The sequence below is a fragment of the Streptomyces sp. NPDC047028 genome, assembly GCF_040644095.1.
Taxonomy (GTDB): Bacteria; Actinomycetota; Actinomycetes; order Streptomycetales; family Streptomycetaceae; genus Streptomyces.
The window spans coordinates 36,157-55,050 of the sequence record NZ_JBEYVS010000024.1; the positions used below are offsets into that span (position 1 = coordinate 36,157).

Below are 18,894 nucleotides of genomic sequence, written 5' to 3' on the forward strand. Positions count from 1 at the left end.
ACGACGTTAGGTCGGTCAGAACGGCGTTAACAAGACGTTGCCGTGCGAGCAATAAGCGCAGAATTGCAGGTCACGGCTTTGCTCAGGTCACAGGGCCGAGCTTTTCGGCCACGGGGGCCTCCAAAACCGCCGGGACCGCCCCGGGGACCTCTGGGGCGGCGCTGACGGCGACGGGCACGCCGTTGAGGACCGCGTTGCCCGACAGCGGGTCGAGCAGGCTGCCGTCGAGGAGCTGATTGACGTTGGCGCCAGGGACGGAGGCGGCGTGGCTCTGCCGGGTGCCGGGGCGGTCGTGGCCCCAGCCGTGCGGGAGGCTCACCACGCCGGGCCGGATCGCGTCGGTGACCTCGGCGGGCGCGGTCACCTCTCCCCCGGCGCCCTTGACGCGCACGGGTGCGCCGTCGCGTATGCCGAGGCGTTCGGCGTCCCGCGGGTGGATGTGCAGGGTGCAGCGGTTGCTGCCGCCGGTCAGCGCGGGCACGTTGTGCATCCAGCTGTTGTTGGAGCGCAGGTGCCGGCGGCCGACCAGGACGAGTCCCGCGGGGCGCTCGGCCAGGGCGGCGCGCAGCCGGGGCAGGTCGGCGGCGATCGGCTCGGGCAGCAGCTCGACCTGGCCGCTCACCGTCTTCAGCGGCTGGGGCAGGCGGGGACGCAGCGGGCCGAGGTCGATGCCGTGCGGGTGGGCGAGCAGCCGGTCGAGGGTGAGCCCGTCGGGCCGGGCGCCGAAGCCGTCGCCGTAGGGGCCGAGGCGCAGCATCAGGTCGAGGCGCCGCTCGGGGCCGGTGTCGCCGGTGAGGAGCGCGGCGAGTTCGCGGGGGTCGCGGCCGTGGACCGGGGAGTGGGGTTGCTGGACGGCCTTGGCGAGGGTCTGGTCGATGACCGTCGTGTCGACGGCGGCGGGGTCGGCGCCGTGCATGCCGGTGGCGGCCAGGATCAGCCGGGCGAGGATCTCGGTCTCGGCCATCCTGCCGGGCTCCAGCGGGACGGCGGGCCGGGTGTAGCGGACCTGGTTGCGCACGGCGAGGGTGTTGAAGGCGAAGTCGTGGTGCGGGCTCTGCGAGGGCGGGGGCGGGGGCAGGACGACGTCGGCGTGGCGTGAGGTCTCGTTGAGGTAGGGGTCGACGGCGACCATGAAGTCGAGGGATTCCAGGGCCTTGTCGAGCCGGTCGCCGTCGGGCGCGGAGAGCACGGGGTTGGCCGCGACGACGACAAGCGCGCGGACGGGCTCGCCCTCCTCGGTGGCGGTGTCGATCTCCTCGGCGAGCGCGGACAGCGGCAACTCGCCCTTGGCCTCGGGGAGTCGCCGGACCCGGGAGTGCCGGCGGCCGAGGGCGAAGCCGTGTCCGGGGCCGGCCGGGCGGGGCGTCTTGTCGGTGGCGGCCTGCGGGAAGAGCGCGCCGCCGGGCCGGTCGAGGTTGCCGGTGAGGATGTTGAGGACGTCGACCAGCCAGCTGGCGAGGGTGCCGTGCGGGACGGTGCAGCTGCCGATGCGGGCGTAGACGGCGGCGGCCGGGGCGGCGGCGAGATCGCGGGCGAGCGCGCGGATGGCGGCGGCGTCGACGTCGCACGATCCGGCCACCGCTTCGGGTGTGAACTCCCGCAGGGCGTCCCGCACTTGGTCGACCCCCTGGACGTACGGGGCGAGGTCGCGGAGGTCGACGAGGTCTTCCTCGAACAGCACGGTGACCATAGCGGCGAGGAGGAGTGCGTCGGTGCCGGGCCGGATGGCGATGTGCCGGTCCGCGAGCCCGGCGGTGCGGGTGCGGCGCGGGTCGATGACGGTGAGCCGGCCGCCGCGCGCCTTGAGCGCCTTGAGTTTGCCGGGGAAGTCGGGGGCGGTGCACAGACTGCCGTTGGACTCCAGGGGATTGGCGCCGATGAGGAGGAGGTGGCCGGTGTGGTCGAGGTCCGGCACCGGGATGGCGTTGGCGTCGCCGAAGAGCAGTCCGCTGGAGACGTGCTTGGGCATCTGGTCGACCGTGGAGGCGGTGAACAGGCTGCGGGTGCGCAGCGCGCCGAGCAGGACGGGCGGGTAGAGCGCGCCGGCCATGGTGTGCACGTTGGGGTTGCCGAGGACTACTCCGAGGGAGTCGGCGCCGTACCGCTCGACGACCGGGCGCAGACCGGCGGCCACCGCGTCGAAGGCCTCCTCCCAGGTGGCCTCGCACAGGACGCCGTCCGTGCGGACGAGGGGGGTGCGCAGCCGGTCGGGATCGGAGTCCACGGCACCGAAGGCGGCGCCCTTGGGGCAGATGAACCCCTTGCTGAAGACGTCCTCGCGGTCGCCGCGGGCCCCGGTGACGCGGCTGCCCTCGACGGTGAGGGTCAGCCCGCAGGTGGCCTCGCAGAGGGGGCAGATGCGCAGGGCGGTGCGGGACACGGGTCCTCCCCTAGGGTTCGGCGGCGCCGCGCGCGGGCACGGGCGGGCTCGGAAAGGGAGCATACCGACCGGTAGGCATGGAGGGGAGCCCCTGGAACGATGCGCACAGGACCTTGTGGCGCCGCCGTGCTCAGTCGAGGACGCGTCCCAGATACGCCCGCAGCAGCTCGCGGGTCTCGTCGATGATCCCCTCGTCCCCCTGCGGGTCCACCCGGAAGGCGAGCTGGACCAGGCTGTCCGCGCTCTCCACGGCGACCAGGAAGACACGGCTCAGATCGGGGTCGGAGGTGCGGCCCAGGTAGTCGGCGAGCAGCTCGGTGAGCCGGTCGGCGACCCGGGTGTTGGGCTCGCTCTTGCGGGTGCCGACGGGGATCTGGTTGCCGAAGTCGATGAGGGAGAACCCGGGCGCGGTGCGCTTCATGGCCAGGTACTCGTCGAGTACGGCGTCCATGGCGGCCCGCCAGTCGCCCCGCCGGGCGTCCCTCAGCCGCTCGGTGACGCGCTCGGTGTAGCGCTCCAGGTTCCGCTGGGCGAGGGCGTCGGCCATCTGCCGTTTGTTGCCGAAGAAGCGGTAGACGGAGCCGATCGGCACCCCGGCGCGCTGGGCCACCGCCCGGGTGCTCAGGGCGTCGTAGCCGACCTCGTCGAGGAGGCCGGCGCAGGCGTCGAGGATCCTGGTCAGCCGTTCGGCGCTGCGCCGCTGGACGGGCGCGCGGCGGAGGGATGTCGCGTGGGGCACGGACTTCATGATGCCTTTCCGCCGGGAGCCGGTGTACCTCGCCCCTCGGTACGCGGACGGATGGCCCGGGCACTCATTTCGACGCGGACGGCGCCGGCTGTTCCGTCTCCGCGCCGGACGCGGTGATGTCGGCGGTGTTCTCGACCGGCTTGCCGTGGACGGCCCACACCGTGCCGTCGTCGGCGTAGAGCCGGGCGGTGACGTGGTGGGTGCCGTGCGGCAGGAGGCTCAGGTGGTGGGCGGGGGTGCGCAGCCGGGAGACCCGGTGGCCGTCGACGAACAGGTAGGCGAGGCCTCGGTGGGCGGCCGGGCGGGCCGCCGTACCGGCCGGGGAGAGGCGGAAGTGCCGCAGCCGCAGCCGCACCTTCCAGCCGCCCGCCGGGTCGGGGGTGACCTCGATGCCGACCTCGGGTGCGTCGTCCTTGCCGACCTCGCGCAGGTGGCGCCCGCTGTCGTCGGTGTCGTCCAGGACCTTGCCCACCGGCGAGGCCGACGGGCTGCCGCCGCCCCGCGCCGCACCGGTCCCGCACCCTCCCGCGCCGAACGGCAGCAGGAGGCACACCGCGCCCGCGGTGAGCAGCCCTCTCGTCCATGACCTCCACGCCATAGCCCGGGAGCGTAGAACAACGCCGCGCCGGCCGGATCCCCCTGAAGTCTGGTTCTCGCCGTCCTCACGAAGGAGACGCCGGGGCCCTCTTGCGCCCGCCCGCGCGTATTCCTACGGTGTTCCATAGGAATGCGGAACGCAAACACGCAAGGGAGCGATGATGAGCGGGGACGCACGGAAGACCGCCGAGGGACTGTCGTACCTCTCCGGGTTCGGCAACGAACACGCCTCGGAGGCGGTGCCCGGAGCCCTGCCCGAGGGACGGAACTCGCCGCAGCGGGCGCCGCTCGGCCTGTACGCGGAGCAGCTGAGCGGCACGGCGTTCACCGAGCCCCGGGCGCACAACCGCAGGTCCTGGCTGTACCGCATCCACCCGTCGGCCGCTCACCCGGCGTTCCGGCGGACGGACAACGGCGCGCTCCGCGGCGGCCCGTTCACCGAGACGGTGCCGGACCCGAACCGGCTGCGCTGGAACCCGCTGCCCGAGCCGGCCGCCGGGACGGACTTCCTGGCCGGCCTGTGGACGCTCGGCGGCAACGGCGACGCCACCCAGCGCAACGGCATGGGCATCCACCTGTATCACGCCAATTCCTCGATGGAGCGCGTCTTCTCGGACGCCGACGGCGAACTGCTGATCGTCCCCGAGCGCGGCGGCCTGCTGCTGCACACCGAGTTCGGCATGCTGCACGTGGAACCCGCGCACGTGGCGCTCATCCCACGCGGGGTGCGTTTCCGCGTGGAGCTCCTGGACGACTCCGCGCGCGGCTACGTCTGCGAGAACTACGGCGCCTCGTTCCGGCTGCCCGACCTCGGCCCGATCGGCGCCAACGGCCTCGCGAACGCCCGTGACTTCCGGGCGCCCGTCGCGGCGTACGAGGACGTGACCGGCCCGGTGGAGGTGGTCAACAAGTTCTGCGGCAACCTCTGGACGGCCACCTACGACCACAGCCCGCTGGACGTCGTCGCCTGGCACGGCAACCACGTGCCGTACGTGTACGACCTGCGCCGCTTCAACGTCATCGGCAGCATCTCCTACGACCACCCGGACCCGTCGATCTTCACCGTCCTCACCTCACCGTCGGACACCCCGGGCCTCGCCGGCGTCGACTTCGTGGCCTTCGCGCCGCGCTGGCTGGTCGGTGAGGACACGTTCCGGCCGCCGTACTTCCACCGGAACGTGATGAGCGAGTACATGGGCCTGATCGAGGGCGCCTACGACGCGAAGGCCGAGGGATTCGTGCCGGGCGGCGGCTCCCTGCACAACATGATGTCGGCGCACGGCCCGGACCGGGAGACGTTCGACAAGGCGAGCGCGGCCGAGCTGAGGCCGCAGAAGATCGACGACGGGCTGGCGTTCATGTTCGAGACCCGCTGGCCGGTCACGCTCACCCCGCATGCGGCGGGCGCCGAGCACCTCCAGCAGCGCTACGACGACGTGTGGCAGGGCATGGAGAAGCACTTCCGTCCGTTGCACTGACCGCCCACGACAGGTACGGATAGCCCGTGACCTCCTTCGCCCCGGACTCGATCGTCCTGAACCGCAAGCTGCCGCTCTGGTACCAGGTGTCGCAGTCGCTGCGCGCCTCGATACTGGGCCGCTCGCCGCAGGACCCGCTGCGCCTGCCCACCGAGGAGCGGCTCGCCGAGCACTACGGCGTCAGCGTGCTGACGATGCGGCAGGCGCTGAAGGAGCTGGAGGACGAGGGGCTGATCAGCAGGCACCGGCGGCGCGGCACGTTCATCGAGCCCGACGCCCGGCGCGGCGCCCCGGTGCGGCTGCTGGGCTCGGTGGACGCCATCGTGGCCCAGCAGTCCGGCATGACGACCGAACTGCTGGACCACGGGCGGACCCCGGTGCCGGCTCATCTCGCCGAGTACTTCCCGGATCTGCCGGAGGTGGCGACGTACCACCGGCTGCGCTGCGACGAGAAGACGGGCGAGCCGACGAACCACGCCGTCAACCACGTACGGCCCGAACTGGCCGGGCTCATCGACCTGGACGATCTGGTGCGGTGGCCGATGACGAAGGTGCTGCGGGACGTCGTGGGGGCGGACATCGGCAGGATCACCGACACGGTGGAGGCGAGACTGGCCGACCCGGAGACGTCCCGTTTGCTGGAAGTGCCGTTGCTGAGCCCCATCCTGCACTACACGGGGGTGACGTATGACGGGGGCGGGCGGGTGCTGGACGTGGCGGTCATCCAGTACCGGGGGGACCGCTTCTCGTTCACGGTGACGTTGGAGGCGTGAACGATTCGTCGGTGGGTGCGGCTTCGTGGTGGTTTCTCGCGCAGTTCCCCGCGCCCCTTACGGGGCACGGCGCTGTCGTAGCATGCCCTGCGTGACGTACGACGACGATGCTCCGCTCCTGGCGGACCTCATGCCGTGGTCCGTCGCACCGTTGCGGGTGGGGCGGGGCTGGCCGGTGGGCCCGGACGTGCGGTCGCTGAAGGCTCGCTGGGACGCGCTGCTGAAGGCCGAAGTGGCGGACCGCGAGGCGCTGTTCGAGTCCAGCCGGTTCCGTACGCTGCACTCCGCCGTGGCCCAGTTGCCCGGTCGGGGTGGCGGCGGGACGGAGCGGCTGGCGCGGGCCGCGGGGCCCTGTGCCGAGCCGGTAGGGGTGTTGGCGGCGCCGTTCGACGAGCAGTGGATGATCCCGGACCACCGGCTGGTCGACGCGGCCCGGCCGGAGCTGTGGCGCGTGGCGGACGAGCGGCAGGTCTTCGTGGTGGAGACCCCCGACGACGTACCCCTCCTCGCGACCTCCCGCCTGCCCGTCCTGCGCCTGGGCACCATCCGGCCGCTGTACCGCCGGCCGGGCGGAGCGGAACCGAACCTGGCGCCGGGCCTGCTGGACCACCTGGCCGCTCGCCTCGGCGCCCTCCCCTCCCCGGTGGACGTGCTGGCCTGGATCCTCGCGGCGAGCCGCCCCGATCTGACCGTGCCGCTCACCGAGGACCCGGAACTGTGGGCCTCGGGTGTGGAGCTGGGCCGCCGCATGCTGTGGCTGATGCGCCGCGACGGCGAACGCCCCAAGCTTCCGGGCGGCCGACGCCCGTACGTCCGCGCGCCCCTGCCGGCCCGCCCGCTCACCCTCGACTACGACCGCGACGAGGAGACCCTCCTGCTCGGCGAGGGCCGCGTCTCCCCCGTCCCGCCGGCCGCCTGGGACTACGAGGTGGCCGGCGCCGGGGTCCTTCAGGCCTGGTTCACCGCCCGCACGGCCCCGGCCGCTCCAGGCACCCTGGCGGCGATCCGCCCCCCTTCCTGGCCCCAGCCCTGGACCTCGGAACTCCTGGAACTGATCACGGCCCTCGCCCTGCTGTCGGACGTACGGGAGCGCCGAGCGGACCTGAAGCCGACCGCACCGATCACGGCGACGGAACTGCGCCGGGCCGGCATCCTCCCCGCCCCCGCAACCTCCCACCGCCCGGCCTCGGTCCTGGACCACCCGGAGGAAGGCCCAGAAGGCCAGTTCGCCTTGCTGTAGAGAGCACCACCGAGGGGCGCGGGGCTCTGTCGACATGCGGCTCCGCGGCGTGGGCGCGACCAGCCACAACGCACCCGCACCCGCCGACACCCCCCTGCTGACAATCCTCCGCTCACGGGAGATCATCCACCCCATGGAACCTCTCCCCCTTGACGGCCTCACGGTGGTCGCCGTGGAACAAGCCGTCTCCGCCCCCTTCGCCACACGACAGCTCGCCGACCTCGGCGCCCGTGTCATCAAGGTGGAGCGGATCGACGGCGGCGACTTCGCCCGGGGCTACGACACCGCGGCCCGCGGCCTCGCCTCGCACTTCGTATGGTGCAACCGCGGCAAGGAGTCCATCGCGCTGGACCTGAAGGACCCGCGCGGCCTGGCCGTCGTAAGACGGCTGATCGCGGACGCGGACGTGTTCGTGCAGAACCTGGCGCACGGGGCCGCGGCCCGGCTCGGGCTGGACGCGGCCACGCTGTGCGCGGCCCGTCCCCGGCTGATCGCGGTGGACATCTCGGGCTACGGCGGCTCGGGGCCGTACGCGGACAAGCGGGCCTACGACATGCTCGTGCAGTGCGAGGCCGGGCTGGTGTCGGTGACCGGGACGCCGGAGCAGCCCGTCAAGGCGGGGATCCCGGCGGCGGACATCGCGGCGGCCATGTACGCGTTCTCGGGTGTGCTGGCCGCGCTGGTGCGGCGGGGCACGACGGGGCGGGGCGGCCCGGTCGAGGTGTCGATGCTGGAGGCGCTGGCCGAGTGGATGGGGCATCCGCTGCACCACGCGATGCACGGGGGCGAGCCGCCGGCGCGCACGGGGCTCGCGCACGCCGTCATCGCGCCGTACGACGCCTATCCGACGGCGGACGGCGGCCGTGTGCTGTTGTCGGTGCAGAACGACCGGGAGTGGCGCCGGCTGGCCGAACAGGTCATAGGGCGACCGGAGTTGGGGATGGACCCGGAGTTCGCGACGAACGCGGCGCGGGTGGCGCGCCGGGAGCGGACCGACGAGCTGGTGGCTGGGGCGCTGGGCGTGCTGGACGCGGAGGAGGCGGTGGCCCGGCTGGAGAAGGCGGGCATCGCCTGTGCCCGGCTCAGGGATCTGCACGAGCTGGCGGAGCACCCGCAGCTCGCGGCCCGGGAGCGGTGGCGTCAGGTGGGTTCGCCGGTCGGGCCGCTGCGGGCGCTGCTGCCCCCGATCACCCTGCCGGGCGGGGGCGAGGCACGGATGGGCGACGTGCCCGCACTCGGACAGCACACCTCGGCGCTGCTGCGAGCCGCGGGGATGACGGACGAGGAGATCGCAGCGTTGCGCCGGGACGGCGTGGCGGCCTGAGCGCGGGCCCTCGAAGACGGCCGACGCCGGCCGGCTCGGGGGCCGCGGGTGCGCTCAGTGCCCGCCGAACAGCGAACGACGCAGCCGGCGCAGGGGAGCGAAGAGTGAGACACGGCGGACCCGCGCACCCCGGTCGCTGCGCTTGCGCGTGGTGTCACGTGCGGTCAGCTCACGCATCAGCGAGGTGGCCTCGACCGTCTCCCGCTGCGGTATGGCGGGACCGCCCAGCACCGAGAGATGGCGGTCCAGGCGCGAACTGGTCGCGCTGCTGCCGCAGGTGATAGCAGGGACCCTCGCCCTGCTGCGCATCGTTATCTGCTCCATGTCACTCCCCACCCGTACGAGTCCACCCGGCCCGGGCAGGGTAACCCTATCGCCCCATCGGGGCACGCGTGTATCTCGGCCACAGGATTGACCTTCCCCGTAAGGCGGTTGACCATCCACCGCTGACTACTCTCCGAATCCGACCGATTTCAGGGTGAGTTGGACTATGGGCTGGCCGGTGGGTTGTACTGACCCTCCGTCAGGCTCGACGGTTACGGCGAGTGACGTCGAAGTGGGGTCAAGGTCCTTGGCGACCAAGGGCGTGTCGCCCGTGAGGAGCCCGAGGGAGCGCGGTTGCACATGGGGGCGCGTGAGCCAGAGCTGCCGGACCCGGCCGCCGGGCGGGGCTCCGTATCCGCTGAGGGTGACGACGGCCTCTCCGCGGGATACGGAGGCGATCACTCCGATACCGCGTCCGCGGGCGTCCGCGCCGGTGGCGGCGCGGGCGTCTGGGGCGGTCAGAACGTGGGCGATCTCACGTGCCTGGGCCCGTTCGGCGTCCAGCCGGTCCTGGGTCTGGTGCGCCTGGACCGCGACGAGGGAGGCGACGACGAGCGCCGCCGCGGCGGTCGCGGTGGCCAGGGGCGCGAACAGGGGGCGCGGCCGGGGCGTACGGGAGCGCGTGGGCGGTGGCGGGCCGCCCCAGACGTGCGCCGGCAGCTGGGAGGTGCGCTCCGGGCTGGGCACCCGGTCCTGCGGGGTGACCCGGACGGCGGCCAGCACCCGCTCGCGCAGGGCGGGGGGTGCCGGGGCGGCGGCGGACCAGGCGAGACGCACCGCGTCCTCGGACAGCGCGCGGACGTCGGCCGCGCAGCGGTCGCAGCCCGCCAGGTGCTTCTCGAAGCGGCGCCGCTCGCCGGGTTCGAGGGCGTCGAGCGCGTAGGGGGCGGCGAGGGAGTGCGGGTCCTCGCGGCGCAGCAGCCGGCCGAGGAGGCTCATACGGCACCTCCCAGGCACTGGCGCAGCCGGCTGAGTCCGTCGCGCATCCGCGTCTTGACCGTGCCGAGCGGCAGGGAGAGCCGCTCGGCCACCTCGCGGTAGGTGTAGCCGTCGTAGTAGGCGAGGGTGACGGACTGGCGCTGCAGCGCGGTGAGCCGGGTCAGGCAGCGGCGGACCCATTCGCGTTCCAGTCCGGCCTCGACCTCCTCGGCGACCTGGTCGAAGGCGGGTTCAGCGGCCCGCAGCGCCTCCCGCTGCTCGCGTTCGCCGGCCGCGCGGGCGCTGCGCACCCGGTCGACGGCGCGACGGTGGGCGAGGGTGAGGATCCAGGACAGGGCGCTGCCCCGGCGCGGGTCGAACCGGGCGGCGGAGCGCCAGAGTTCGAGCAGCACCTCCTGGGCGACCTCCTCGGACTGGGCGGGGTCGCGCACCACCCTGCGGACGAGTCCGAACACGGGCCCGGACACGATGGCGTACAGCTCCTCGAACGCCCGGTGGTCGCCGCCCGCCACGAGCATCAGCAGTTCGTCCGCCTCCACCCCGGCCCCCGCTCCGTGGCCGCAGCCGGCCCTGCCCCGCACCCCACGCATCCGCACGAACGCACACCTCCGGTGGGTAGTTACGGATGTGGGGGCGGAAAACGCGGGTCGGGCGCGGCGTAAAAATTCCTTCCCGGCCGACCAATCCGGCCCTCGGTCCCGCTCCGTATACCCGTCCGTCAAGCAAGTCGGCACGGAGGACGGACGGCATGACACCTCTCATCTCCAGGGGCGGCACGGGACGCAAGGGCCTGGTCCCGCTCATCTGCGGCGCGCTGGCCGCCGGCGGGCTCGCGGCCGCCGGCGTCGCCACACTGCAACCCGGGGCGGCCACCGCCTCCTCCCACCGGGAGGCCCCCCTGATCTCGGGGACCCCGCAGTACGACAACACGGACCTGTACGCGTTCGTCAGCCCGGACAAGCCCGACACGACGACGATCGTGGCGAACTGGATCCCGTTCGAGGAGCCGGCCGGCGGACCGAACTTCTACACGTTCGCGGACGACGCCCAGTACGACCTCCACGTCGACAACAACGGTGACGCGAAGGACGACATGGTCTTCCGCTACACGTTCCGCACGCACCGGAAGAACGGCGACACCTTCCTCTACAACACGGGCCCCGTCACCAGCCTCGACGACCCCGACCTGAACATCACGCAGACCTACGACATCGATCTGCTCCGGCTCCGCGGCGAGCACGTGACGTCCCGGACCAAGCTCGCGGACGACGTGCCGGTCGCGCCGTCGGACGTCGGCAAGGCGTCGATGCCGTACTACGGCACGCTGCGTTCCCAGGCGGTCCACCGCACGGCCGCCGGCACGACGACCTTCGCCGGCCAGGCGGACGACCCGTTCTTCCTGGACCTGCGCGTCTTCGACCTGCTCTACGGCGGGAACCTCACCGAGGTCGGCCGGGACACGCTCAAGGGCTACAACGTCAACACGATCGCGCTGCAGGTGCCGACCGACCTGATCCGGGAGTCGTCGAAGCAGCCGGTGGTGGGCATCTGGTCGACCACCCAGAGGCGCAACGCCCAGGGGTACTACGCGCAGGTCTCGCGTCTGGGCAACCCGCTGGTCAACGAGGTGGTCAACCCGCAGAAGGACAAGGACCGCTTCAACGCGTCCCAGCCCGCCTACGACGCGCAGTTCCTGAAGAACGTCACAGGTCCCGAGCTGCCGAAGCTCGTCGAGGGCATCTACAAGATCAAGGCGCCGGCGGAGCCGCGCAACGACCTGGTCGACGTGTTCCTCAAGGGCGTCAAGGGGCTCAACCAGCCGCCGGGTGTGCGCCCCGCGGAGGAACTGCGCCTGAACACCTCGGTCAAGCCGGCCGCGCACCCCAAGCGGCTCGGTGTCCTCGACGGGGACAACGCGGGCTTCCCGAACGGCCGACGGCTCACCGACGACGTGGTCGACGAGGCGCTGCAGGTCATGGAGGGTGAACTGGTGGGCTCCAAGAACGACTTGGGGGACGCGGTGAACTCGAACGACAAGGGGTTCGGGAAGCACTTCCCGTACGTCGCCGAGCCCACGTCGGGGTCGCGGGGGTCGCTGGCCAAGGGGGTCCCCGCGGGGGCGGATGTGCGGAATGCGTTGGGCGACGGGCTGCTGCCGGGCGGGGGGACCTCGAGTGGGTCCGGTGACACGGTTGTGATCGCCGCGGCGGCGGCTTCCGGGGCGGCGGGGATCTTGGTGCTGGGGGCTGGGGTTGCGTGGTGGCGGAGGCGGGTGCGGAGGCCGTACTAGGCGAGTTCGTCGGCCGCGGGCCGGTGGGGGCTGGTCGCGCGCCCACGCGGCGGAGCCGCATATCGACACAGCCCCGCGCCCCTTACGGGGCGCTGTCCCCCGCACCTACTTTGACAGGAGAGGTATGCCCCCGTGTACGAGTGATGACAAGAATCCTCCGGGTCCCGGGGTTCGCCGGTCCGCGGGTTGGCGAGCGGCTCAACTCACCGGTTGCGCCGTCCTGCTGGCCGTCGCCATGACCGGTGCCGCCGTTGCCGTGGGGGCGGGGCGGGGTGCGGGCCCGGGGGCCCCGGTCGGCGCGTCCGGGGAGGTGGATCCCGGGGTGCTCGGCGGCGGGAACCTCGATGCGAGTGTCGCGGCGTTGCAGCGGCATCTTCGGGCGCAGCCCAGGGATGCCGGTGGCTGGGCGACGCTCGGGCTGGCCTATGACGAGCAGGCGCGGACCAAGGGGGACCCTGCGCGGTACCCGCAGGCGGAGAAGGCGCTGAAGCGGTCCCTCGCCCTCGCCCCGGGCAATGACCAGGCGCTGGCCGGGCAGGCCGCGCTCGCCGCCGCGCGGCACGACTTCACGGGTGCCCTGGCCTGTGCGGACCGGGCGCTGAAGCGGAACCCGTACAGCGAACGCGCCCTGTCCTCCCGGATCGACGCGCTGGTCGAACTCGGCCGGTACGGAGAGGCGTCCAGGGCCGCCGACACCGCCGACGCGCGCAGGCCGGGTGTGCCGGTGTTCACACGGTACGCGTATGTGCGGGAGCTGCGGGGTGACGTGAAGGCCGCGCGGAAGGTCCTGACGCAGGCGCTCTCCGGCGCCACCGCACCCGGAGACGTCGCCTACGTGACTGCCCAGCTCGGCCAACTCGCGTGGAACCAGGGCGACTACAAGGGGGCGCTCGGCTACTACGCCCGCGCCCTGGCCGCCGACGACACCTACCTGCCCGCGCTGGAGGGCCGGGCCCGCGCGCAGGCGGCGACCGGCCGGCGGGCCGAGGCGATCAAGGGGATGGAGACGGTGGTGGCCCGCTATCCGCTGCCCGCGCCGCTCGTCGTCCTCGGCGAGCTGTACGAGGCCCGGGGCGCGGCCGGGGACCGGGCGCGGGCCCACGACCAGTACGCGCTGGTGAACGCCTGGATCGCGCTGGCCCGCGCCAACGGCGTGGACGCCGACCTCGACACGGCGCTGGCCGCCGCCGACCACGGCGACAAGAAGGCCGCCCTGCGCGCGGCCCGCGCGGAGTGGTCCCGCCGCCACACCGTGCACACCGCCGACGCCCTCGCCTGGGCGCTGCACGTCAACGGCGACGACGAGCAGGCGCTGCCCTACGCCCGCCGGTCCACCGCGACCGGCTACCGCAACGCCGCCTTCCTGTATCACCGCGGGATGATCGAGCTGGCCACCGGTCACCGGAAGGACGGCCGGGCCTCCCTCGCGGCCGCCCTCAGACTCAACCCCGGGTTCTCCCCGCTGGGTGCCGCCGAGGCCCGCAAGGCACTGGGGGCGGCGAAGTGAGGCCGAGGTTCAGGCTGCCGTTCGTCCTGCTCGCCGTGGGCGGGCTGGCGCTGCTCCCGGCCGGTGCCGCGAGCGCGCACCCCCTCGGCAACTTCACCGTCAACCGCTACGACGGTCTCGTCGCCGCCCCCGGACAGCTCCGGGTCGACCATGTGGAGGACCTCGCCGAGATCCCGGCCACCCAGGCCAAGCCGGACATCGCCCGGCTGGGGCTCGGGAGATGGGCCGAACAGCGGTGTCGGCGGGCCGCCGAGGACAGCCGGCTCACCGTCGACGGCCGGCCCGCCGCCCTGACCGTCGGCTCGGGGCGAGCCCGGCCGCGGCCCGGCCAGGCCGGGCTCGACACCCTGCGCGTGGAGTGCCGGCTGACCGCACGGCTCCCCCGGCACGCGTCGGTCGCGGTGCGCTTCCGGGGCGGGGGCGCGGCCGGCGGGCCCGGCTGGCGGGAGATCACCGCGCGCGGGGACCGGATGACGCTCACCTCGACCGACGTGCCCGGGACCTCGGTCTCGCACGAACTCACCAGCTACCCACGGGACCTGCTGTCCTCCCCCGCCGACACCGCGACCGCCTCCCTGCGGGTGCGGCCCGGTGGGTCGGCGCTCGCCCAGGAGCGGCAGGACGCGCCGGGGGCCGCCGTGCTGCCCCGCGGCGCGGACCGCTGGACGCGGGCCCTCGACGGGCTCGTCTCACGCCACCACCTCACCCTCGGCTTCGCCGCACTCGCCCTCCTGATCGCGCTCGCGCTGGGCGCGGCGCACGCCCTCGCCCCGGGCCACGGCAAGACGTTGATGGCCGCGGCCGCCGCCGCGCGCGGTGGCCGGGCCCGGCTGCGGGACGTGCTGCCGCTGGCCGCGTCGGTCACGGTGACCCACACCCTCGGCGTGGTCGCCCTGGGCCTGCTCGTCACCGCCGGCTCGGCGGCCACGCCCTCGGTGATCGCCTGGCTGGGCATCGCGAGCGGGGCGCTGGTGCTCGCGGCGGGCGGCAGCCTGGTACGGCGGGCCTGGCGTCACCGGGGAGACGGGCACGGGGGTGACCACGGGCACGGGCAACACGGGCATGAACACGGCCCGCACACCCACACCCACAGCGGCGTCCCCCACACCCATCCCGCCGCTCCCACCCTGCGCGGCACGATCCTGCTCGGGTTCGCCGGGGGGCTCGTGCCCAGCCCGTCCGCCGTGGTCGTGCTGGTCGGCGCGGCGGCGCTGGGGCAGGCCTGGTTCGGGCTGCTGCTGGTGGTGGCGTACGGCGCCGGGCTGGCGTTGACGCTGACGGCGGCCGGGTTCGCCGTCGTCCGGCTGGGGTCCGGGCTGACCCGGGTGCTGCGGCGGCGGCCGAGCTGGACCGCCCACCCGCTGGCCTCACTGGCGCGGCGCGGGGTGCCGCTCGTGTCCGCGCTGACCGTCGTGGTCCTGGGCGCCGGACTGGTGCTGAAGGGGGCCGCGACCGCGCTCGGCTGAGCCACGGGGAAGACGCTCTGCGGGCTTCTGTTCCCCACTCGACCCCCTGTACGAAGGCGAGACCCCGACGAGCGGGGTCTCGCCCTTGGAAGTTCACCCTCGAAGTTCACCCCTACGGGCGTACCCGAGGGGTCAGGCGGCGTTGGTGAGGGCCGGGAGGTAGCCGCCGGACTGGCCGGCCGCGGTGGGGTGGTACGACTCGCCGATGTCCAGCCAGTTGAGGCTGTGCAGCCAGGAACTGCCGGAGCAGATCTCGTGGCTGGAGAACGCGGAGCGGACGTCGGCGAACGCGAAGCCGTGGTCCAGGGAGCGCTTCTGGATGACGTTGTCCAACTCGTCGGCGGCGTTGTTGATGGCGGACCGCTTGGTGTCGGAGAGGCCGATGCAGAACTGGCCCAGTTCGTAGAAGCGGGGGTAGTCGAGGACGACAACGCGGGCGGACGGGGCCTTGGCCCTGATCGAGTTGTAGACGTTGTCGAGCTTGCCGGGAAGCGTGGAGTCGACGTAGGCCTTCGCGGTGTTGATGCGGGACAGACAGGTGCTGTCGGACGAGGTGACGCAGGTCGTCATGACGTCGGCGAACCCCGCGTCGTTCCCGCCGATGCTGATGGAGACCAGGCCGGTGGAGGAGTTCAGCGAGCCGAGCTGGCCGGCGAGGACGTCGTCCGTGGTGGCGCCCGAGCAGGCGTTGAAGGCGAACGAGGACGGGGAGTGGGCACTGTTCCACAGGTACGGGTACGCCTTGGTGCTGCGGTCGCAGCTGCCGCTGGAGCTGATGTAGCTGCCGGCGCCCACTCCGGAGGAATAGGAGTCGCCGAGCGCCACGTAGCCGCCGCTCACGGCTGTCGAGGAGGCCTGCGCCGAAGCGGCCCCGGTGAGACCGAGGCCGGCGGCGAGGAGGAGCGAGGTCACGAATCCGGTAAGTCGGGAACGTCTCATGGAACCTCCCTTTAGCAGGATCTCTGCCTTAACTGTCGTACCAGCTACGCGTGTTGACAGGAAGTGTCCATGACAATAATTTTTTCGGTTCTCAACTAGATTCGGGGCGCCCGACACCATGTTCGAAGGTGCCCGAAGTGGCCCGGAATGAAGGTTTAAAGGCGGACCGTCGTCTTGACGGCGCTTGTGCGGCTGCGCGACATTGAAGCCCGGCATCCGGCGCGTCGGGGGGCAAAGACGCCAATGCAGACCTTGCGCATCAAGACACCTTCACCAGACGGCGCCGAGCGCGGCGCCGACGGGGCACGGCCGGGTCCGGGGAGGGGCCTGACGCCGCTGCTCGCGGGAGCCGCCACGGCTGTCGCCGCGGTGGGCGCGACTCTCGCGCTCACCGGTTCCGGCTCACCGCTGCGCGCTCCGTGCACCCTGTTCTTCCTGCTCGTTGCGCCGGCCGCGGCCATCGCCGCGCACCTGCGGGGGCTGGAAGTCTTCGGCCGGACCCTGAGCGCCCTTGCGGGCTCGGTGGTCCTCAACATGCTGGTGGCGCAGGGCATGCTGGCCGTCCACCGCTGGTCGGTGCGCGGCGGGGTCGTCGCGGTGACCGCGCTCAGCCTCGCCCTGCTGCTCCCGGCCCTCGTCCGGGAAACAGCACGTTCGGCAAAACGCCCGCAAGGGGGAACAAAGTCGGCTAACGTGCTGTAAGGGTTAAACCAACGAAAACAGTGAGACTTCGTTCCAGGTCTTGCTATTCCGCTTCAACCGTCAATACCGTCGTACATCTCACCCGCATCGGTCCGTCAGCACACGGTTCAGGGGAGGGCTCAGGGCCGTGACGTACCGGCGCGGGGCGCGGTAGGGGGGTGCCGTGCTCGGTGACCGCATCGGTGGCCGGGCCGTGCCGCGCGACCGGGCGCCGTTCTCTTTCCGGCGGGCCGGCCAGCTTTGCCAGCTCATCCGAACGCACGGGCGGTCCGCCGTGCCGTGCCGACGATGAGAACCCCCCTTTCGAACCGGACACACAGCCGGGCCGCCCAGGGGCGGGCGGTCCACCGGACGAGAGGGAAAAACCCATGAGTTCCGTGCTGCGCCCGCCTAGTTCGGGCCAGGATCCGCTGACCGCCGCCGACTACCGGCCCATCTCCTCCCACCTGGCGATCACCCCGCCCGTGAGCGTGGTGATTCCCGCCATGAACGAGGCGGAGAACCTGCCGTACGTCTTCAAGACTCTCCCGGACTGGATACACGAAGTGGTGCTCGTGGACGGCAACTCCACGGACGACACCGTCGAGGTGGCCCGCTCGCTGTGGCCGGCGGTACGGGTCGTCGAGCAGCGGGGCCGGGGCAAGGGGGATGCCCTGATCACCGGGTTCGAGGCGTGCACCGGCGACATCATCGTCATGGTCGACGCGGACGGCTCGGCCGATGGCAACGAGATCGTGTCCTACGTCTCCGCGCTGGTCTCCGGCGCCGACTTCGCGAAGGGCTCGCGCTTCGCCAACGGCGGCGGGACCGACGACATGACGTTCATCCGCAAGCTCGGCAACTGGGCGCTGTGCACGACCGTCAACCGCAAGTTCGGCGCCCGCTACACCGACCTCTGCTACGGCTACAACGCGTTCTGGCGGCACTGCCTGGACAAGATCGAGCTGGACTGCACCGGCTTCGAGGTCGAGACCCTGATGAACATCAGAGTCGTCAAGGCGGGGCTGAAGGTGCAGGAGATCCCGAGCCACGAGTACCTCCGCATCCACGGCGCGAGCAATCTGCGCGCCGTGCGGGACGGGCTGCGCGTGCTGAAGGTGATCCTCAAGGAACGCTCCAACCGCCGGGAGCTGCGCCGCCAGGAACAGCACTCCCCCCTGCTCGACACGGTGCGGGGAGAAGTGTCTTGAGCGATCCCGGCATCTCCGTCGTGATCTGCGTGTACACCGAGGACCGCTGGGAGGACATCCTCGCGGCGGTCGCCTCGGTGCGCGCGCAGTCGTACCGGGCGCGCGAGACGCTCCTGGTCGTCGACCACAACCGGGCCCTGCTGGACCGGCTGTGGCGCGAGTACAAGGCGGCCGGGGACGTCCGGGTGCTGCCCAACGTCGGCCCGCGCGGCCTGTCGGCCGGCCGCAACACCGGCATCGCCGCCTCCCACGGCGAGGTCATCGCGTTCCTCGACGACGACGCCGTCGCCGAACGGGACTGGCTGCGCCGGTTCGCCGAGGGCTACGCCGACCCGCGCGTGCTGGCGGTCGGCGGGCGCACGGAACCCGTCTGGGCGTCGGGCCGGCGCCCGGCCTGGTTCCCGGAGGAGTTCGACTGGGTGGTGGGCTGCACCTACCGCGGCCTGCCGCCCGGCCGGGTCCGGGTGCGCAACGTCCTCGGCGGCAACGCCTCCTTCCGGCGTACGGCGTTCCACGCGGCCGGCGGGTTCGCCACCGGCATCGGCCGCGACGGGGACCGGCGCCCACTGGGCTGCGAGGAGACGGAACTGTGCATCCGCCTCACCCGCGCCCGCCCGGACGCCGTCCTGCTCATCGACGACCGCGCGGTGATCCACCACCGGGTGCCCGCGGCCCGCGAGCACTTCGCGTACTTCCGCACCCGCGCCTACGCCGAGGGCCTGTCCAAGGCGCTGGTCGCCCGCAGCGTCGGCGCCGGCAAGGGCCTGGAGTCCGAACGCCGGTACACCACCCGCGTCCTGCCCGCCGGCGTCGCCCGCGGGCTGCGCGACGCCCTGCTCGCCCGCCCCGGCGGCGCCGGCCGCGCGGCCGCCATCATCACCGGCGTCCTCACGGCGGCGAGCGGCTACGTGATGGGCAGCGTACGGTCCCGACGCGGCGGACCGAGGTTCACGGTGGTCCCGATCGACATGGCCGAGGGGGCGGACAGGGCCGCAAA

16 protein-coding genes and 1 pseudogene are annotated in these 18,894 nt (G+C 72.7%); 10 read left to right on the plus strand and 7 right to left on the minus strand.

Annotated features, from left to right (window positions below; genetic code table 11):
* Nucleotides 1-82 precede the first annotated feature (82 nt).
* The 3 genes from ABZ854_RS21705 to ABZ854_RS21715 form a co-directional block, all read right to left on the minus strand.
* Nucleotides 83-2,380 (minus strand): molybdopterin oxidoreductase family protein, encoded by a 2,298-nt coding sequence (locus ABZ854_RS21705; RefSeq protein WP_361213308.1) that lies wholly within the window; start codon nucleotides 2,378-2,380, stop codon nucleotides 83-85.
* A gap of 130 nt (nucleotides 2,381-2,510) precedes the next feature.
* Nucleotides 2,511-3,128, minus strand: a complete 618-nt coding sequence (locus ABZ854_RS21710) for a TetR/AcrR family transcriptional regulator (protein ID WP_361213311.1) — start codon at nucleotides 3,126-3,128, stop codon at nucleotides 2,511-2,513.
* A 64-nt stretch (nucleotides 3,129-3,192) separates the two neighbouring features.
* A complete protein-coding gene (locus tag ABZ854_RS21715) occupies nucleotides 3,193-3,726 on the minus strand; it encodes a hypothetical protein (protein WP_361213314.1) in 534 nt (177 codons plus the stop codon).
* A 160-nt stretch (nucleotides 3,727-3,886) separates the two neighbouring features.
* Here ABZ854_RS21715 and hmgA point away from each other — a divergent pair, with 160 nt between their 5' ends.
* The 4 genes from hmgA to ABZ854_RS21735 all read left to right on the plus strand — a co-directional run bounded on the left by hmgA (nucleotide 3,887) and on the right by ABZ854_RS21735 (nucleotide 8,540).
* Nucleotides 3,887-5,203 (plus strand): homogentisate 1,2-dioxygenase, encoded by a 1,317-nt coding sequence (hmgA, locus tag ABZ854_RS21720; RefSeq protein WP_361213317.1) that lies wholly within the window; start codon nucleotides 3,887-3,889, stop codon nucleotides 5,201-5,203.
* Nucleotides 5,204-5,229: 26 nt separating this feature from the next.
* On the plus strand, nucleotides 5,230-5,976 hold the full coding sequence (locus ABZ854_RS21725; protein ID WP_361213319.1) for a GntR family transcriptional regulator: 747 nt from the start codon (nucleotides 5,230-5,232) through the stop codon (nucleotides 5,974-5,976).
* 82 nt (nucleotides 5,977-6,058) lie between these two features.
* Nucleotides 6,059-7,216, plus strand: coding sequence for a type ISP restriction/modification enzyme (locus ABZ854_RS21730; RefSeq protein WP_361213322.1), 1,158 nt, complete (start codon nucleotides 6,059-6,061; stop codon nucleotides 7,214-7,216).
* A gap of 133 nt (nucleotides 7,217-7,349) precedes the next feature.
* Entirely contained in the window at nucleotides 7,350-8,540 is a 1,191-nt protein-coding gene (locus ABZ854_RS21735; RefSeq protein ID WP_361213325.1) for a CaiB/BaiF CoA-transferase family protein, read from the plus strand.
* A gap of 54 nt (nucleotides 8,541-8,594) precedes the next feature.
* On the opposite strand, the gene ABZ854_RS21740 is transcribed toward ABZ854_RS21735, so the two are convergent.
* The 3 genes from ABZ854_RS21740 to ABZ854_RS21750 all read right to left on the minus strand — a co-directional run bounded on the left by ABZ854_RS21740 (nucleotide 8,595) and on the right by ABZ854_RS21750 (nucleotide 10,342).
* Entirely contained in the window at nucleotides 8,595-8,864 is a 270-nt protein-coding gene (locus ABZ854_RS21740; protein WP_129309952.1) for a hypothetical protein, read from the minus strand.
* A 126-nt stretch (nucleotides 8,865-8,990) separates the two neighbouring features.
* Nucleotides 8,991-9,803, minus strand: coding sequence for an anti-sigma factor (locus ABZ854_RS21745; RefSeq protein WP_361213328.1), 813 nt, complete (start codon nucleotides 9,801-9,803; stop codon nucleotides 8,991-8,993).
* Nucleotides 9,800-10,342, minus strand: a complete 543-nt coding sequence (locus ABZ854_RS21750; protein ID WP_361213509.1) for a sigma-70 family RNA polymerase sigma factor — start codon at nucleotides 10,340-10,342, stop codon at nucleotides 9,800-9,802. Before ABZ854_RS21750 ends, ABZ854_RS21745 begins: the two co-directional genes overlap by 4 nt.
* A 209-nt stretch (nucleotides 10,343-10,551) precedes the next feature.
* Here ABZ854_RS21750 and ABZ854_RS21755 point away from each other — a divergent pair, with 209 nt between their 5' ends.
* From ABZ854_RS21755 to ABZ854_RS21765, 3 genes are all read left to right on the plus strand, one after another.
* Nucleotides 10,552-12,093, plus strand: a complete 1,542-nt coding sequence (locus ABZ854_RS21755; RefSeq protein ID WP_361213332.1) for a DUF4331 domain-containing protein — start codon at nucleotides 10,552-10,554, stop codon at nucleotides 12,091-12,093.
* Between the two features lie 235 nt (nucleotides 12,094-12,328).
* Nucleotides 12,329-13,600 carry a tetratricopeptide repeat protein gene (locus tag ABZ854_RS21760; protein ID WP_361213335.1) on the plus strand — a complete coding sequence of 424 codons (1,272 nt, stop codon included), beginning with the start codon at nucleotides 12,329-12,331 and terminating at the stop codon, nucleotides 13,598-13,600.
* Complete coding sequence (locus ABZ854_RS21765; protein ID WP_361213338.1) at nucleotides 13,597-15,066, plus strand: nickel transporter; 1,470 nt, start codon at nucleotides 13,597-13,599, stop codon at nucleotides 15,064-15,066. Before ABZ854_RS21760 ends, ABZ854_RS21765 begins: the two co-directional genes overlap by 4 nt.
* A 132-nt stretch (nucleotides 15,067-15,198) precedes the next feature.
* Here ABZ854_RS21765 and ABZ854_RS21770 read toward each other — a convergent pair whose 3' ends face one another.
* Nucleotides 15,199-16,005: an SGNH/GDSL hydrolase family protein gene (locus ABZ854_RS21770; RefSeq protein WP_361213341.1), complete on the minus strand. Its 807-nt coding sequence runs from the start codon at nucleotides 16,003-16,005 to the stop codon at nucleotides 15,199-15,201.
* Nucleotides 16,006-16,248: 243 nt separating this feature from the next.
* Here ABZ854_RS21770 and ABZ854_RS21775 point away from each other — a divergent pair, with 243 nt between their 5' ends.
* The 3 genes and pseudogenes from ABZ854_RS21775 to ABZ854_RS21785 form a co-directional block, all read left to right on the plus strand.
* On the plus strand, nucleotides 16,249-16,707 hold the full coding sequence (locus ABZ854_RS21775) for a hypothetical protein (RefSeq protein WP_361213344.1): 459 nt from the start codon (nucleotides 16,249-16,251) through the stop codon (nucleotides 16,705-16,707).
* Nucleotides 16,708-17,075: 368 nt separating this feature from the next.
* A complete protein-coding gene (locus tag ABZ854_RS21780) occupies nucleotides 17,076-17,897 on the plus strand; it encodes a glycosyltransferase family 2 protein (RefSeq protein ID WP_129309947.1) in 822 nt (273 codons plus the stop codon).
* Nucleotides 17,894-18,862 (plus strand): annotated as a pseudogene (locus ABZ854_RS21785) (glycosyltransferase family 2 protein); the annotation flags it as partial. The gene ABZ854_RS21780 and the pseudogene ABZ854_RS21785, both read left to right, overlap by 4 nt.
* Between the last annotated feature and the right edge of the window lie 32 nt (nucleotides 18,863-18,894).